The following is a 16454-nucleotide window of genomic DNA, read 5'->3' as shown; positions in this document are numbered from 1 at the left end:
TGAGCAGGCACGGGACATCGCCCGTTCGGCTGTACCTGCCATCTGGCAGACACCTTTGCCGCGCCCGCGCAATGAACAGGGCGTGAACATTCCAGCAGATGGTGGACCGCAGGACGATGCGACGCAGCGGGCCGTCGGCCCCGGGCAGGAGCTGCGACGGCTACGCCTGCGCAAGGGTCTCTCCCTGGCGGGGCTCGCCGAGCGGATCCATTACACGAAGGGCTACCTGTCCCGCGTCGAGAACGGGAACCAGGCCCTCACACCCGCCGTGGCACAGGCCTGCGACATGGTCCTGGAGACCGGTGGCATCCTGGATCGTCTGACGGCCGCGGCGGTTCCGGAGCAGCGCCGACGGGTGCGTGCGGGCGAGTGCCCGTACCGAGGGCTCGCCGCGTACGACACTGCCGACATGTGCTGGTTCTTCGGCCGGGAACGAGCCACGGCGGCCCTGGTCCAGGTGGTGACCGCGCGGCTGGACGGGGGCGGTCCGACGACGGTGGTGGCGGCCTCCGGCACCGGAAAGTCCTCGCTGCTGAGGGCCGGGCTGCTGCCGGCGTTGCACCGGGGAGCGCTCCCGGTGCCGGGCTCGCACCGCTGGCCGGTTCTTGTCACGCATCCTGGCGGCCGTCCCGTGGACGGCCTACTGGCCGAACTGTCCCGCACGCTCCGGGCCGACCCGGCGGGGCTGCGGTCCGCTCTGGAGAGCGGTCCGCGCTGTCTCGCCCGGTTCGTCCGCGGTCTCCTCCGTCAGGACCCGTGGGAGGACGAGGCGCGTCTCGTGCTGGTCGTGGATCAGCTGGAGGAGATCTTCACCTTGTGTCAGGACGCCGTCGAGCGCGACCTGTTCATCCGTGCCCTGCACGCCCTGTCGACGCCGGACGACCCGCGCACAGGAAACGACGACGGATCGGAACAGCGGAGCGGTCCGGCGGCTCTGGTGGTCCTGGGCATGCGCGCCGACTTCTACGGCCCCTGTCTGGCCCATCCGGAGCTCGCCGAGGCGCTGCGGGACGGGCAGTTCCCGCTGCAGCCGATGTCTCCCGACGAGATCCGTTCCGCCGTGGCAGGGCCGGCCGAGGGCGCGGGGCTGGAGCCCGAACCCGGACTCGTCGAGGTGATTCTGCGGGACCTCGGCACCGTCGCGGGACAGCAGAGCGCCGGCGAGAGCGTGCCGGGTCCCGGCGGGCCGGGTGTGTTGCCACTGCTCTCGCACGCTCTCCTCGCGACCTGGCAGGAGCGCGACGGGAAGCGTCTGACAGTCCAGGGTTACGAGCGGACCGGCGGCATTCTCGGCGCGGTGGCTGCCACCGCGGAGCAGGCTTACGGGCGCCTGTCCGCCGGTCGGAAGGAGGCGGCCCGTGCCGTCCTGCTGCGCCTGGTCCAGGTCGACGGGGACGGCCGTGCCATCCGCCGCCACGCCACTCCGGAGGAGCTCACGCTCGGAGGCTGCGGGCAGGCGGAGGACGTCGTCGAGGAGTTCACTCGCGCCCGTCTCCTCACCGCCGGCCACGACCGGATCACTCTCGCCCACGAGGCCGTGCTGCGCGCCTGGCCTCGGCTGCGGCGCTGGATCGACGCCGACACCGCTGCCCTGCGCGCCTGGCACCAGTTGCGGGAGACCGCCCGGCAGTGGCATGCGGAGGGCCAGGATCCCGTCTTGTTTCCGAGGGGCAGCCGTCTGATCACCGCTCAAGAGGCCGCCCGGCATCCTCTGGTCGCGGTGGGGGCGACCGAGCGGGCGTTCCTGCTCGCGGCACAGGCTCAGGAGCAGGGCGAACGGGAGCGCGAACAACGGCGCGCGCGCCGCCTCCACCAGTTGCTGGCAGCGCTCGTGGCGTTGCTCGTGATGGCTCTCGTCAGTACCGGCTTGGCCGTGCACAACAGCCGTGAGGCGGTCAACGGGCAGCGCATGGCACGTCTCGCGGAGAAGCTGGCTCTGCTCGGTGTGCCCGACATCGGCGAGAACTCCGAGGCCTCCATGCTCCTGGCCGCATCGGCCTGGTCGACCGCCCAGACCCGCGCCTCCCGTAGCGCGCTGCTGAGCACGCAGGCCGAGCCGTACGAGGGATCCATGGAGGGTCACACCAGCCGGGTGCGCGCCGTCGCGTGGACGGGCGACGGTCGGCACGTGGTGTCGGGAGGGGCGGACGGCACTGTCCGTATCTGGGACAGCCGCTCGCACCGGCAGGTCAGGCAGATCGATCACGGTGAAGCGGTTCAGGCCGTCGCCGTCGCACAGGGGACGGGGAGGATCGTCTGGGGAGACGCGCAGGGGGAGCTGACGACGCTCGCCGGTCCGGGCGGACAGCAGGCGCTGCTTCCGTACCTGCATGGCCGGCGGGTGACGGGGCTGGCCGCTTCCCGGGACGGGCGAACGCTGCTCTCCGTCTCCGAGGACGGCACGGTCGCGCGTCATGACCTGACCCGCCCCCGCGCCCGGCCGTTCCGTGTCGATCTCGGTCACCCGCTCTACTCGGTGGCCCTGGCCTCCGACGGCAGGCGCGCCGCGGTGGCGGGGAGAAACGGCCGTCTGTGGCTGTTGGACCTGGTGGGCGACACGTCCGTGGAACTGGACAACGACGGGACTGACAGCATCTGGGCCCTCTCCTTCACCCCGGACGGACGCCGGCTGGTGGCCGGTGAGTGGGACGGCGACGTCTCCCTCTGGGACATCGGAGGCAGGAAGAGGGAGGCGACCTTCGCAGGGCTGACGGACTCGGTGGTCGACGTGACGGTCTCCCCCGACGGGCTCTATGTGGCAGCCTCCGGTCACGAGGACGTCGTGGCCGTCTGGGACCTCGCCTCACACCGGCTGCTCACCACCTTGGTGGGTCACCAGGGCTTCGTCTGGGGAGCCGAGTACTCGCCCGACGGCCGTACCCTCGCGACCGGCGGTGACGACCGGCTCGTCAGGCTGTGGACACCCACTGGCACGCTCGGGCTGCTCGGGGGCGGCGAGCCGTGGCTGGAGGCGGCGCTCTCCCCGGACGGCCGTCATCTGGGCCTTGCCGGACAGGACGGCTCCGCACGCATCCTCGACCTGCGCACGGGCACGGCACGCCGTCTGCGGGGAACGGACGGCAGAGACACGTCCGTGCACGCGGTCGCCTTCAGTGACGACGGAACCCGGTTCGCCGCCGCCGACGAGAGTGGCCGCGTCCGCGTCTGGCGCACCGACGACCCACGGCGTTCGCCCGGGCTTCCCATCGCGCAATGGCGGGCGCACAAACGTACCGTCAGGTCGCTCGCCTTCCGCCCCCAGCACCGCCATATCCTCGCCACCGGCAGCGACGATCACACGGCTGGGCTGTGGAACCTGGCCTACGGCGGAGCGCAGAGGCCGACCCGACTCCACGTCCTCGACGGTCACTCCGACGGCGTGCAGGATGTCGCCTTCCTGGGCGAGGACACCGTCATCACGGCAGGTCTCGACAGCGCAGCCAACGTCTGGGACTACACCGACGCACGTCTGCGGCGCAGGCTCCCCCACGGCGCGCCGGTTCTCGACGTGGCCGCGGGACCCAAGGGGCTGCTGGCCACGGCCAGCTGGGACGACACGGTGAGGCTCTGGAACCGCGGGCCGGAGAGCCGCACACGCGTCCTCACCAGCCATACCGGCGGCGTCTTCGCCGCCGCCTTCGACCGGTCCGGCACGCGGCTCGCCACCGCAGGTCAGGACAACACCATCCGTGTCTGGGACACCTCCGACGGGCGGCTCCTCCACACCCTCGAGGGTCACCGCCGCACCGTCCGCTCCCTCGCCTTCATGGGGGAGGACGGGCCGATCGTGTCCGTCTCCGAGGACGGCACGATCCGCCGGTGGAGCCTCGACGCGCAGCAGGTCCTCCGCAAGGTCTGCCGGATCGTCGGAGATCTCGGCGAAAGCCGGTGGAGGCAGCAGCTCCCGCAGGTTCCCTACGAGCCGGGCTGCAGGTGACCTGCGCCGACGGCCCGTCACTCGCAGGTGCATCGTGCCAGTTCAGCGGCGGTTTCCTGGCCACCCTGACGCAAGAGGAAACCGCGGAACGCTGGATCCCGCCCACCGCCGGTGCCGAGACTCGAGTTGCGCCGAAAGCCGTGGGAACCCCCGGCCACCACGGTGTGACCACCTGTCCTCCAACGCCCTGCCGGTCGCCTCCGGCAGCGCGGGACGAACATCTCAGAAGGAGCGAACATCATGACCAAGTCCAGCACGATGCCCGTGTCCGGGAGCACCAGTACCGTCGCAATCGCTCTCAGTGCGCTGCTCGCCGGCGGCCTCGCCGTGTCCCAGGCCCAGGCCACACCCGCCGGGCCCACCCACGCGACGGCGGCGACAACCGGAGAGAGGTACGCCGCCTCCGCGTCGCCCCTGGTCCTCACGCGCCAGCAGATCGTCGCCAAGGCCGAGCACGCGCTCAAGACACCCACCAGGTACAGGACGGCGAAGAACGGCCCCATCAAGCTGAGCTCGCCGAAGGGCAACAACAACTACCTCGGCGGCCACAACCTCAACGTCTACAACAACTACAACGGTCAGTCCTGGTGCGGGCACTTCGCCGCCGCGACGTGGGGCAAGCAGGGCGTCCCGGCGAAGTACGAGGCCTCCCAGCGGTGGCGTACCCACATGGGCAACCGGTTCCACCCCTACCGGGTCAACAGGCTTCCACAGCCCGGCGACGTCCTGGTGTGGACCAACACCTCCAACAGCGCCTTCGGTCACGTGGGTGTGGTCGTCTCCGTGAAGGGCCGGTCCGTCACCACCATCGAGGGCAACGCCGGTACAGGCACCGACAGTGTCACCCGCCGGACCTATTCCTGGGACGACAAGCGCGCCACCGGCGGCCCCTACCTGCCCAGCAAGAAGTTCGCCGGATTCGCCTCCACGCGGTAGCCGGCCCAACGCCACCGGTCCGGGCAGGCCTCCCACCACCGGCTGCCCGGCCGGACTGTACAACCACCACCGGATCTTCGGCGGGGGCCGCTCGTCCGATGCGACCCCCCGCCTCCCCTCTCGCGCCCACGTCGCCGGCACCCTACGGCGTCCGGCGCCCGTCCACCCAGGAGCAGCAACCATGCAGACGAAGTTCCTCGCACCGAACCGTGCCCTCCTCTCCACTCTCGCCGCGGCGGCCGTCCTCGGCGGACCGCTCGCGGCCACGGCGGAGGCCGCCCACGCGCCGGCCAAGTACCAGACCCACGCCCAGGCGGCTGCCGTGCTGAAGCAGGCCGGCATCAGCTGGTCGTCCAGCGGTAGCTGCTCCAACCGGGAGAACAGCCGCTGCACCTCGTTCACGAAGATCAACAAGACGACGATCGCCGGCCTCGTGGCGTTCAAGAAGGCCGGCGGATGCGCCGTCCGTGTCACCGGCGGCACCGAGCGCGGTCACGCCTCGGGCACCTACAGCCACTACAACGGCTACAAGGCCGACATCGCGCTCAACAACTGTGTCAACAGGTACATCACCAGCCGCTTCAAGCACACGGGCAAGCGGAACGACGGCGCCGCCCTGTACAAGTCCCCGGCCGGCAACGTCTACGCTCGCGAGGGCAACCACTGGGACGTCACCTACTACAACAACCGCGCCTGAGCGGTCCGGAGGTGGCGCAGCGACCGTGTACGGCGCCGGGATCGGCGGATCCGTAGCGCAGGGCGGATTCCTTGAGGAGGACGACGTAGACGTGGCCGCCTTCGTGGAGGGATCGAGGGCGGGTTACCCGGGCGGCGACAGCGTCTCTGACCTCGTCGAGGGTTCGTTTCATGGAAGCGGGCGGGCTGTCTGCTCTTGAGGGCGGTCGCGAATGCCGGCGTCCGGAGGACGCCTGGGCGCGCGCGTTGGAGGCGTAGACCCGGTAGTGGCGGGTCTGCTCGGGCAGGGCGTACCAGTCCTGCTGGATCCGGCGCGTGGCGTTGCAGTCCAGGCAGCGCCACTCCATGTTCAGCGGCCTGACGACCCAACCCCGTCAAAGCACTATGCGTTCGCGGCCTCCGCCAGGACGCGGGCGAGCTCGTGGGGGCGGGTGGCCATCGGCCAGTGGCCCGAGTCGAGGTCCACGTACTCAAGGTGGGTCGCGCGGGCGAGGTCAGGGCTCTCGCCGGCGGCGATCCACTCCTTGGCCTGGGCGGGGGTGAACTCTGGGCAGATGAGCACGACGGGGACGTCGAAGCGACGCTCGTCGGTCGGGCGCATGACTCCCCGGGCAACCCCCTCGGGGACAGGAACAGCGGCGGACGCAAGGCGGTCCCGCGTCTCCTCGTCCAGGTCGGCGGAGTCCGCTCCCTCGAAGGGGCCCCAGCCCGGGAACGGCATGGTGCCGCCCTCAATCGCGAAGTGATCGGCGTAAGTCCGCCCATCGGCTGCGGGGAAGCCGCCGATCAGTACGACCTTGGCCACCCTCTCCGGTCGCGCGTCGGCGGCCAGCCAGGCCAGGCTCGACGCAGCGGAGTGCCCCACCACCAAGGGCTTCCCCGCCGCTCCGTCGACGGCGGCGAGTACAACTGCCAGCTGGTCGTCAAGCGTCGCGGAAGCGGTGCCGTCGCCCTGGCCGGGGAGGGTGAGCGGCACGGGGCGGTGGCCGAGTGCAGTGAGTTCGGGCACGACCTCGTCCCATGCGGATCCACCGAACCACAGGCCGGCGATGAGCAAGATGTCCACGGAAGTACTCCCGGAGATGAGTCGGATCTGGCTGCCGGCACGTTATCGAGTGGCTCTGACAAGAGGCTCAGGCCACTCCAACCCGGCAAACCTTCCGGGTCGCAGGATCGGCGGGCGACCAATCCCGTTGGCGAGATTGAATCGGGTACTCAGCCCCCGCCTCGAGTGCTGACCCCTTGCGCAGGAACTATTGCGTCACCTCAACCGCTTGGCCGCTGAGCTCCTCGACGGAGACTCCCCCACTCGCCTTCCAGCCGTCCAACAGTCCAGGTTGTGCGCGCAGTGGACGAGGGGTGGCAGCTCGTTGGGGTGGTCGAGGTCATAGCCGATGTCTGCCAAGATGACGCGGGTGCCGACGGCGGGTCCCAAAAACTCTGTCGGAGATCTGACCGGCGCCTGGCATCATGGCTCCCATGATCATGCGCCGAAAGGCCGATGCCGCGTAGACGGCCACGCGCGTTGCGCGCTGAACAGCCACTCCCTCGCGTCTGGGGGCCGACCCCGCCGTTCCGTATTCATGGACTTTCCGCCAGGGCGAGCATGGCCGTGCGCCGGGTGGAGTACCTGAGCGGCAGCTTCTACATCCATCCAGGCGCAACCGACCGTGCGTTACGGCGGTACCGCGGGTTCCTGCATCCACCGGGCAGACGTCCGCTGTACCCGCGGGAGTCGTACTGCTCGTGCACCTGGTGCTCCTTCGACGACGTCCGGCACGCACGCGACGTACTGGAGGAGGTCCTGGAGCGGCTGCCGGATCCAGCCCGCGCCGAGCTCGGCCGGCTCGTGAGGCCTTTGGACGCGGTGTTCTTGCGCCGTACTCTGCCGGACCCGATCGCGCACCGGCGCCAGTGGCGGACGGAGTTCTGGTGGTACCGCCGCCTGGCCGACAGGTCGGAGTGGGGGTGACGGAACCCGTGGTCGACCCGTGCCGAGGCGGGATGATCACAGCCATGGGTGTTGTGATCACGGCGTCGGAGTCGTCCCGGACAGCCCCGTGCACCGACTCGAACTGCTGTCCATACTGCGGGGGATGCGGTGCGGGTGTCGCGGCCGATGCCCGTGTGGACGCGGGCGGTGGCGCGGTCGGCGAGGCGGACGCTCATCGAAGCGGTGGCGATGCCCGTCCGCGTCGCGCAGGGCCCAGCCCGTCCGGTTGAACGCGCGGCGGGTCTCGTCGGTGGTCTCGGCCCACTCCGCGGACTTCACAGAAACTTTGTACGCGCGCATGACAAAGCATGGACGTACTCAGGGGAAGTCCCTACTGTGTGCGACGCGGCAGTGAGGCGACAGTACGTGCCTCAGGCATCACCGTCCGCATCTCCGCATCACTCCGTATCCGGGACGACGGCGCGCTCCGGCGGCGGTGGATCCTGCACCTTGCCCCATTTGCGTTCCCCGACATCGGGGGACCTACAGGAGGTCACGTGTATCCACGGTTGTTCTCCCACCGACTCGGCAGACGTCTGGCCGTAGCGCTCACCGTTCCGTTACTGGCCCTCGGCCTGTCCAGCCCCGCGATCGCGGCCGCCCCGCAGGCGGAGCCTCTTCCCCCGCAGGAACCCGGTGTGACGCTCCGCGTCTTCGACGTACAGGCGTCGCTGAAGACGATCTGCACCCTCAAGCCGGGACAGACGCCGAACATCGACAAGAAGATGTCGGTGATCAACTGGACTTCCGACGCAGACTTCGGGCTTGCGTCCAACTTCGTCAGCCAGGTCACCGGAAATCTCAACGTCGTCACGACCGGCAGTCACACCTTCCGGCTGGCCAGCGATGACGGCTCCCGCCTCTATGTCGATGACAAGCTGGTCATCGACCACGACGGCCTGCACGGTTCCGACCTGCCCAAGGACGCCACGGTCTCGCTCACGGCCGGCTACCACTCCCTGCGGATCGAGCATTTCGAGGCGGGCGGCGACCAGCAGATCACGCTCTCCTGGAAGCCTCCAGGCGCCTCCGGCTTCAGCGTCGTACCGAACTCGGTGCTGAGCACCGACGCCGGCGTCGTACGCGTGACATCGCCGGGACGCAAGGAGTGCGAAGGCGCTCTTGACACGCCTGGAGACGGCCTGCCCCTGACCGGGGTACACCCGAACTACACCCTGACGAACCTGCGGCCGGCCGGCTTCGAACCGCAGGTCTCCGCCATGGACTGGCTGCCCGACGGCCGCCTCGCGGTGACCACCTGGGGCGGCACGGACAACAGCACGGGCGAGGTATACCTGCTGAGCAACGTGACCGGGGCCACCGGACCCGACAAGGTGACGTACAAGAAGATCGCGAGTGGGCTGAAGGAGCCTATGGGCGTCAAGTACGTGGACGGGAAGCTCTACGTCTCCCAGAAGCACGAGCTGACCGAACTGAACGACACCAACGGCGACGGCGTCACCGATGAGTACAAGCGGATCGCCACCTGGCCGTTCGGCAACAACTTCCACGAGTTCGCCTTCGGCCTGCTGTACAAGGACGGGTTCTTCTACCTGAACCTGTCGGTGTCGATCAACTACGGCGGCGCAACCACGGACCCCCAGCCGGCACCGAACCGCGGTACCACGATCAAGGTGAACAAGGCGACCGGAGCCGTCAGTTACGTCGCGGGCGGTCTGCGCACCCCCAACGGCATTGGGTGGGGCCCGGACGGCGACATGTTCGTCACCGACAACCAGGGCGGCTGGCTGCCCTCGTCGAAGTTGGTGCACATCAAGCAAGACCGCTTCTTCAACCACTACATGAACCCGAGCGGTCCTTTCGACTCGCGGCCGGTGAGCAAACCGGTGCTGTGGCTCCCGCAGAACGAGATAGCCAACTCGCCCAGTACGCCCCTGCAGTTGAAGGAAGGCCCCTTCGCCGGACAGATGCTGTTCGGCGACGTGACGTACGGCGGCATCCAGCGCGCGTTCCTGGAGAAGGTCGGTGGTGAGTACCAGGGCGCGGTCTTCCGTCTCACTCAGGGGCTGGAGGCCGGCGTCACCCGGATCAGCGTCGGCCCGGACGGCGCCCTCTACGCAGGCGGACTGGGTGCCGGTGGCAACTGGGGCCAGGAAGGCAAGCTCAGCTACGGTCTGCAGAAGCTGACACCGAACGGCACCGACGCCTTCGACATCCGTGCCATGCGCGCGGTGCCGGGCGGCTTCGAGCTGGAGTACACCCAGCCGGTGTCGACAGAGACCGCGGCCAACCTTGCCGGGCGCTACAAGATCAAACAGTGGCGCTACGTGCCGACGGCGGCGTACGGCGGTCCCAAGGTCGACGAGGAGAGCCTCACCGCTCAGTCGGCCACGCTCTCAGCCGACCGCAAGACGGTCACGCTGGCGGTCCCGGGGCTCAAGGCCGACCGAGTCGTCCATGTGCGCTCGGCCCGTCCTTTCAGCGCGACCGACGGCAAACAGCTCTGGAGCACCGAGGCCTGGTACACGATGAACCAGTTGCCCGGAGTGACTTCCCGGACGGGCGAGGTGAAGGGAGTCGCCGGCAAGTGCCTGGACGTGGACAACAGCGGCACCGCCGACGGCACGAAGATCCAGCTGTGGACGTGCAACGGCACCGCGGCCCAACGGTGGACGGTTGCCGGAGACGGAAACGTGCGCGCCCTGGACAAGTGCCTGGACGTCGACAACGCCGGCACCGCTGACGGCACCAAGGTGCAGCTGTGGACCTGCAACGGCACCGCGGCACAGACCTGGGAGCCCCAGGCCGACGGTTCTGTACGCAACCCGCAGTCCGGCAAGTGCCTCGACGCCTCCGGGGGCGTCTGGAACGACGGCACACCGGTCCATTTGTGGACCTGTCACGCCGGCTCCAACCAGAAGTGGGTACTGCCGTAGGACAGGGGCGGCACGCGTAACCCGTGAGGGGTGACCGGTGCCCCCGAGGGCAAGGGCCGGAGTGCACGTCCCTTGCCCTCGCTTCGGGTTTCGCTCCTGGCCTCGGGTTCGGCACTCTCGGCGGGCCCCAGTCATCTCCGCCTGTGGTTTGTGCAGGGAATCACCGTCGCCGACGGTTCGTTCTCGTCCTGGCCGCCCGGATCGACGACCGGACCTTCACGGCGGAGAAGCGCACTAATCTCGCCATTTCATGAGTTTGGCGGGTTCAGACGTGGTGGACGTGCCGGAGTGTGCCCCTGACCTCGCCATTGTTCGCGCAAAACCCTCATGAGCTGATCAGATGTATTGCACCTGGCAGCTGCAGGGCGGCCTCGTTGCGGAGGATCCGCAAGGAAGGGGGGTGACCAAGAGAGAGCTCTTCTGCAAGGCTGCAGACATGGAGAGCGAGTGGCTGGACTCAGGGGACTACGCTTCTGTTCTTCAGGCCACACAACTACTGTCCAGTCGCTACCTCCACGACATGACACTAAACGCCCGCATGGAGGCGTGGGCGGAGTTCGTCGCTGACGTGGAAGAGGGCTTCGACACCATGTGGGCTTGGGAGTTCGACAACGACACGGCTCATCGCGACTGGCTCCACGAAGCCTGGCCGATCCTGACAGAACGTGTCTGCCAGCTCCGTCAATCCGAGCTGGATGCCCTGGACGAGCGGTTCCGCATGGCTACGGCGCCGATCAAGCCGTTGGGTATGAGCCCGAGCGCGATCGCACAACAGGCACGGTGGTGGCGGTTCCGCTATCCGCGGCTCGTAACCGGGAGTCCGGCCGAGGAACTGCCCCCTACGTGGTTCCCGGTACCCACCTACATCGACTGACGCTGGCCGTGACGCACTGGGCGGCCAGCAGGGCGGAGTGCATCTGACCCGCAATGATCGAACTTGTCCAGGGTTCGGTCAGACGCAAGGAAAGTTTTCTACCGGTGAAGACTACGAGCTTCCGCCCTCCTGCCCGTGAACCGCTGTCGCCACCCTGGAACTGCGGAAACGCCAACGGGCCCGAGCTGAGGAAGCATCCGAGCGCCCACGCCACGCATGTGATCGTCGATGGTCCACCCGGCCATAAGCCATGAGGCGAGAGCGATGACGGTCGCGAGACAAAGCGGTTTCGCTCCGGTGAGCGGCAGATATGCGAGTGGGTGGCGAAGGCCTACAGGTAACCGGAATATGTGGGCCGACTGCACCTCAGTCGAACAAGGAGCCGTACTCACCAGTGTCATCAATAAAAGAGAAATTTGGGGATGTACTCTGCACGGCTGCATGGAGGCGTGCCACGAGAATTCCAGTGGGGACGCGAGAGAGTTCGAGCAACCGGGAAGCCACCCTCTGCTCGGCTTCTATCGTAGGGCGATCTGACTTCGCTTTCGCATTGAGGAAATCTACCGATGCCACCATCGCACTCAATTTACCTCCCTCGGAGCGGGTCAGACAATCCCTCCAGTACGGAAACCCAATGATGAGGGTGAGGGCCTCCGCCAAGTCGGCCCCAATAATTCCAGCGGCACCCTCCGAAGTTACGTACAGCACCGGCTTGACTTCGCCCGCTCCGCAAAGAAAAAACATTCCTCCCGCAAAATCTCCGGCGATTCCCGTCAGCGGAAGTCCGGAAATAAGCCTGGGAGATTCTGTGGCGGTATTGCGAGTGGTGTCGAACTCAAAAGCGTCTGCCAGGAGTACCGCCAGGTTCGGGTTGGCACCTATCAGCCGCAGCAGGCCAGCGTGGTCAGGCATTCTCCGATCATATCGGAGTGTGGGGTTGTTCAGGGGCAGGGGCTGCGGTGCAACCGTCCACGTGCACCGCAGCCCCTGATTGCAAGAACGGCGTGCGGCATAGCCCGGAAGGAAGTCAAGTCCTTCAACGGCGCAGGGCCCAGGGCCCCGAACGCGATCTCTTCCTCCACATCATCGAGATGGGCTGCACCAACGTGTGCATCAGCACTGAGACCGGCCCCCTCACCCGTCGGTTCCTCACTGGCAACGGCGACGGGTACTGGGGCCCCAACGTCTCGTCCACCACCGATTTCCTCGACTGGTCCCGACGGTGGCTCAACCACATGAGCGCTGGATGAGACAACCAGGCCTGGGAACTAACATCGCCTGGACTATCGCGCTCATCCAAACCGGCCTCGTATGACCGCAAAGAGCTGACTCTCCGTAACCAATACGCGAAAGCGGGCCATGACAGAAGTCGTGACCCTTGTGTCCCGGTCTCGTGGGCCTGATGCCTCCCGATTCTCACGGATCCATATCGAACATCGACGTGACTCACCCGCGACCTCTCCGCAAGCTCGGCAAGGAATCCCATGTCGTCCAGCCGGGCAAGGTGGCTGCGGCAAGGCACTGCGGGAGGCGCGGAACGAGGGTCGTCGGTCCCCCGTTCCGCGCCGGTCGATCACCCTCGGCTGGTCATGTCACCGTCCACTTCTGCGACGCACGTCCATCGCACCGGTTGATGACCAGCTGGGTTCCGTCCGCCCCGCTGCCACCCGCCGTGTCCAGGCAGATGCCGCGGTTGCGTATGGTGCCGTCCGACTGCACGGACCAGTCCTGATTGGTGCGGCCGTGGCAGTCCCACAGCTGGACCTTCGTCCCATCGGCCGTGGCCTCGGCATCCACGTCGAGGCACTTGCCCATCGAACGCAGTGTGGCGCCGTTGGCCTGCCACTTCTGATTGTCACCGCCGTTGCAGCCCCACAACTGGACCTTGGCGCCGTTCGCCGTGCTCCGGCCGTTGACGTCGACACACTTTCCGCCGAGGCCGGTTATCTGTGCCGGGGCGGACGGGCCGCCCTGACCGACGCCCTTCCCGACGAAGGTCATCGAGTCGATGTCGTACGAGCCGGCCGACACCGTCTTGAAGACCAGGTAGAGCTCGGTCGTACCGCCGGGCCTGACGACGTCGACCGCCGGTGTGCTCTGGTAGTTGTCCCAGCCACCCGTGCTCGGGACCGGCACGGTGGCGAGCAGCGCGCCGGTCGGCGAGCCGTCGCGCAGCTCGACCGTGCCGCCGCCGCCCGAGGGTGAGGACAGCCGCAGCGAGACCTTGTCGATGCCGGTGAAGTTGACCGGCGAGTACGAGACCCAGTCGTTGTTGCTGATGTCGCCGAGCCGGCCGCCGGACTCCGCACCGCCCTGTGAGACGACCCGGACTCCGGACTGCCTGGTGTAGAACTCGGCCTGCTTGTGCTTGGGCTGGAGCAGCGCCTTGGCACTTCCCGCCAGCGCGGGCGCTCCGGAGGCGCCCTTGTCCGTGTAGCTGGAGGAGGCGACGTAGGACACGTTCAGGTCGGCGTGGCCCGTGTCGGTCTCCGGGATGATGGTGCCCGAGCAGCCCGTGATGGCGTCGGTGTCGTGCGCGTGCTCGTCATGTCCGAGCGAGGGCACGGTCCTGACCTTGGTGCAGTCGATCGTGCCGTCCTCCGGATCGGTGACGTCCACCGTGTAGGGAATCCGGTCGCCCCAGCCGTACATGCCGCCGTTCGGCAGGGAGAGTTTCACGGTCGGCGCCGTGTTGCCGGAGGTCACGGTGAGGTTGGCGGTGCCGTCACGGCCGCCGGTGTCGGTCACGGTGAGCTGGGCGGTGAACTGCCCCTTCGCCGTATAGGTGTGCGTGGGGGACGCCTGGTCGGAGGTGGCACCGTCGCCGAAGTCCCAGTGGTAGGTGAGCGTGCCGCCCTCCGGGTCGCGCGAGCCCTCACCGGAGAACTTCACGGTCAGTGGTGCGGGCCCGGACGTGGGGGTCGCGGTGGCCGCGGCGAGAGGGCGCCGGTCACCCGAGCTGTAGTCGATGCGGTAGAGGCCGGCATCCGGGTTGTCCCGGCCGAAGCCGCTCCCCCACTCCAGCAGGTACATCGCGCCGTCCGGGCCGAACTTCATGTCCATCGGGGACTTGAAGCTCAGGTCCGGCAGGAAGTCGTTGATCTTGAGTAGCTTCCCGTCGTCGTCCAGCCGGAATTCGTGCAGATTGTTGCGCGACCACTCGCCGAAGAACGGCGTCTTGTCGAAGTAGGCCGGGAACTTCGTCTCCGAGGGGTTGTCGGGGTCGTAGTGGTATACGGGGAAGGCGGCGGGCGCCTCTCCGCCGTCGCCCATCTCCGGGAACTTCCCGCCGTTGGCGCCGTTGCCGTACCAGACGTCGGCCTTCTTGACCGCCGGGAGCTCGGTGATGCCGGTGTTGTTCGGCGAGTTGTTGACCGGGGCTGCGCAGTTGAAGGCGGCGCCGGACTGGCCGGTGGCGTAGTCGTAGTCCCGGTAGGGGATGTTGTCGCCCACGCAGTACGGCCAACCGTAGAAGCCGGGCTGCTTGATGATGTTCCACTCGACGATCGCCGCGGGCCCGCGGGCGGCGTTGTCGGATCCGGCGTCCGGTCCGTAGTCGGCTGCGTACAGGGTGCCGTCGGCGGGGTCGACGGAGAACCGGAAGGGGTTGCGGAAACCCATCGCGTAGATCTCGGGCTTGGTCTTCGCCGTGCCCGGCGCGAACATGTTGCCCGCCGGGACGGTGTAGGTGCCGTTGGCCTCCGGGTGGATGCGGAGGATCTTGCCGCGCAGGTCGTTGGTGTTGGCCGAGGTGCGCTGGGCGTCGTTGTCGGCGCGTCCGGCACGCTCGTCGATCGGGGCATAGCCGTCGGAGCGGAACGGCTCGGTGTCGTCGCCGGTCCCGATGTAGAGGTTGCCGTTGGGCCCGAAGGTGATGTAGCCCCCGGTGTGCCCGGGTTCCGGAGCCTGGCGTGACGAGGGGACCTTCATGACGACTTTCTCGCTGGCCTTGTCGAGGCTGTCGCCGTTGACGGTGAAGCGCGACACGCGGGCGATGTCCTCGGTACCGCCGGCCGGCGAGTACATCAGGTAGATCCAGTGGTTGGTGGCGAAGTCCGGGTCCAGGGCGAGGCCGGTCAGTCCGTCCTCGCCGCCGGTGTAGACGTCGATCGTGGCGGCGGTGACCACGTCGCCGCTGTCCGGCTTGTGGACCTTCACCTTGCCGCCGTACTCGGCGTAGAACACCCGGCCGTCGTCGGCGATGTCCAGGGCCGCCGGGCCAGTGGTGTTCTCGTCCAGCGGGACCTTCTCGTAGGCGTCCCAGGTCGTCGGGCCGCAGTCCGCCTTGACCTTGCCGCCGGCGGTCTCGACGCCGCCCACCACGTGGTTGCGGAACTGCGGGTCCGAGTAACTGGCCGTGTCGTGTCCCATGGCGGTGGCCCACACGCTGCCGCCCTCGGCGTCGCGGCACCAGGAGATCGGGTGGTCGGACCCCATGGCCTCGCTGCCCGGGTTGTACGTGGTCTCATCGGCGGTGACCAGTACGTGCACATCACCGCGCGGGTTCGGGTCGAAGTTGTACCACTCCTCCGTGCGTGTCCAGCGGTCGGGAAGGTGCGAGGTGGAGGCGTGCACCCGGTCGGCGACCTTGGCGGTGCCCTGGAGGCTGCCGGGTGAGTGGGCGGGCATGTGGGCGCCGCCGTTGACCAGTTCGTCCCACCAGGGGAAGTCGTTCTCGATGCCCATGTCGAGCGTGTTGTGGACCGCAGCGATGCCGCCGCCGTCGTGCACGTATTTCTGCACGGCCTGGCGCTGGGCGTCCGTCTCCCAGACCATGCCGGAGGTCTGGACCATGGCGATCACGTCGTACTCGGCGAGGTCGGCGTCGTTGAAGACTGCCGCGTTCTCGCTCTTGGTCAGCTCCCATCCGCGTTCGGCGGCGGCCTGGTCGAACATCGTGATGGCGGCCGGGATGGAGTCGTGCCGGTAGGCGCCCGGTGCGGTCTTGGTGAACAGGAGGACGTGGAAGCCCTCCGGATGGGCGGTGGCCGGTGCGGCCAGCCCAGTCACGAGGAGGGTGGAGCTGACCAGGCTCAGCAGCCATCTCGTCATCGTTGATCTCATGTGCGGCTCCTGCAGTCGTGGATCGGACGGGGGAAATCCCAGGTGAATCCGGACGAG

10 protein-coding genes are annotated in these 16454 nt (G+C 68.0%); 6 read left to right on the top strand and 4 right to left on the bottom strand.

Translation table 11 applies throughout. The features are described 5' to 3' along the window. Window positions 1–82: 82 nt before the first annotated feature. The 3 genes from ACFYY2_RS10695 (at window position 83) to ACFYY2_RS10685 (ending at window position 5570) form a co-directional block, all read left to right on the top strand. On the top strand, window positions 83–3937 hold the full coding sequence (locus tag ACFYY2_RS10695; RefSeq protein ID WP_388739975.1) for a helix-turn-helix domain-containing protein: 3855 nt from the start codon (window positions 83–85) through the stop codon (window positions 3935–3937). A gap of 240 nt (window positions 3938–4177) precedes the next feature. Further along, the gene (locus ACFYY2_RS10690) at window positions 4178–4873 is read left to right on the top strand and encodes a CHAP domain-containing protein (RefSeq protein ID WP_388739972.1); all 696 of its coding nucleotides are present in this window, start codon (window positions 4178–4180) and stop codon (window positions 4871–4873) included. Between the two features lie 181 nt (window positions 4874–5054). Next, window positions 5055–5570, top strand: a complete 516-nt coding sequence (locus tag ACFYY2_RS10685) for a hypothetical protein (RefSeq protein ID WP_388739969.1) — start codon at window positions 5055–5057, stop codon at window positions 5568–5570. Here the strand turns inward: ACFYY2_RS10685 and ACFYY2_RS10680 are convergent. Together ACFYY2_RS10680 and ACFYY2_RS10675 are read right to left on the bottom strand one after the other, a co-directional pair. Then, window positions 5545–5916 carry a hypothetical protein gene (locus tag ACFYY2_RS10680; RefSeq protein ID WP_388739966.1) on the bottom strand — a complete coding sequence of 124 codons (372 nt, stop codon included), beginning with the start codon at window positions 5914–5916 and terminating at the stop codon, window positions 5545–5547. The two genes, ACFYY2_RS10685 and ACFYY2_RS10680, sit on opposite strands and share 26 nt — an antisense overlap. A gap of 35 nt (window positions 5917–5951) precedes the next feature. Further along, the gene (locus ACFYY2_RS10675; RefSeq protein WP_388739964.1) at window positions 5952–6635 is read right to left on the bottom strand and encodes an alpha/beta fold hydrolase; all 684 of its coding nucleotides are present in this window, start codon (window positions 6633–6635) and stop codon (window positions 5952–5954) included. A 540-nt stretch (window positions 6636–7175) separates the two neighbouring features. Here ACFYY2_RS10675 and ACFYY2_RS10670 point away from each other — a divergent pair. The 3 genes from ACFYY2_RS10670 (at window position 7176) to ACFYY2_RS10660 (ending at window position 11333) form a co-directional block, all read left to right on the top strand. Beyond that, window positions 7176–7541 (top strand): hypothetical protein, encoded by a 366-nt coding sequence (locus ACFYY2_RS10670; RefSeq protein ID WP_388739961.1) that lies wholly within the window; start codon window positions 7176–7178, stop codon window positions 7539–7541. 518 nt (window positions 7542–8059) lie between these two features. Next, window positions 8060–10459, top strand: a complete 2400-nt coding sequence (locus ACFYY2_RS10665; RefSeq protein ID WP_388739958.1) for a lectin — start codon at window positions 8060–8062, stop codon at window positions 10457–10459. 400 nt (window positions 10460–10859) lie between these two features. Further along, entirely contained in the window at window positions 10860–11333 is a 474-nt protein-coding gene (locus tag ACFYY2_RS10660; protein ID WP_388739955.1) for a hypothetical protein, read from the top strand. Between the two features lie 366 nt (window positions 11334–11699). Here ACFYY2_RS10660 and ACFYY2_RS10655 read toward each other — a convergent pair whose 3' ends face one another. Together ACFYY2_RS10655 and ACFYY2_RS10650 are read right to left on the bottom strand one after the other, a co-directional pair. Next, the gene (locus ACFYY2_RS10655; protein WP_388739952.1) at window positions 11700–12245 is read right to left on the bottom strand and encodes a hypothetical protein; all 546 of its coding nucleotides are present in this window, start codon (window positions 12243–12245) and stop codon (window positions 11700–11702) included. A 675-nt stretch (window positions 12246–12920) separates the two neighbouring features. Further along, complete coding sequence (locus tag ACFYY2_RS10650; protein WP_388739949.1) at window positions 12921–16397, bottom strand: ThuA domain-containing protein; 3477 nt, start codon at window positions 16395–16397, stop codon at window positions 12921–12923. Window positions 16398–16454 lie beyond the last annotated feature (57 nt).

This window comes from Streptomyces sp. NPDC001822 (assembly GCF_042892135.1).
In the GTDB taxonomy this organism is placed as follows: domain Bacteria; phylum Actinomycetota; class Actinomycetes; order Streptomycetales; family Streptomycetaceae; genus Streptomyces.
This window is presented reverse-complemented; position numbering and strand designations above follow the sequence as displayed.

Bases quoted from the DNA above. Each gene is read 5' to 3' on its own strand.
- ACFYY2_RS10690 (WP_388739972.1), top strand. From the start codon at position 4,178: ATGACCAAGTCCAGCACGATGCCCGTGTCCGGGAGCACCAGTACCGTC.
- ACFYY2_RS10685 (WP_388739969.1), top strand. From the start codon at position 5,055: ATGCAGACGAAGTTCCTCGCACCGAACCGTGCCCTCCTCTCCACTCTC.
- ACFYY2_RS10680 (WP_388739966.1), bottom strand. From the start codon at position 5,916: ATGGAGTGGCGCTGCCTGGACTGCAACGCCACGCGCCGGATCCAGCAG.
- ACFYY2_RS10670 (WP_388739961.1), top strand. From the start codon at position 7,176: ATGGCCGTGCGCCGGGTGGAGTACCTGAGCGGCAGCTTCTACATCCAT.
- ACFYY2_RS10655 (WP_388739952.1), bottom strand. From the start codon at position 12,245: ATGCCTGACCACGCTGGCCTGCTGCGGCTGATAGGTGCCAACCCGAAC.
- ACFYY2_RS10650 (WP_388739949.1), bottom strand. From the start codon at position 16,397: ATGAGATCAACGATGACGAGATGGCTGCTGAGCCTGGTCAGCTCCACC.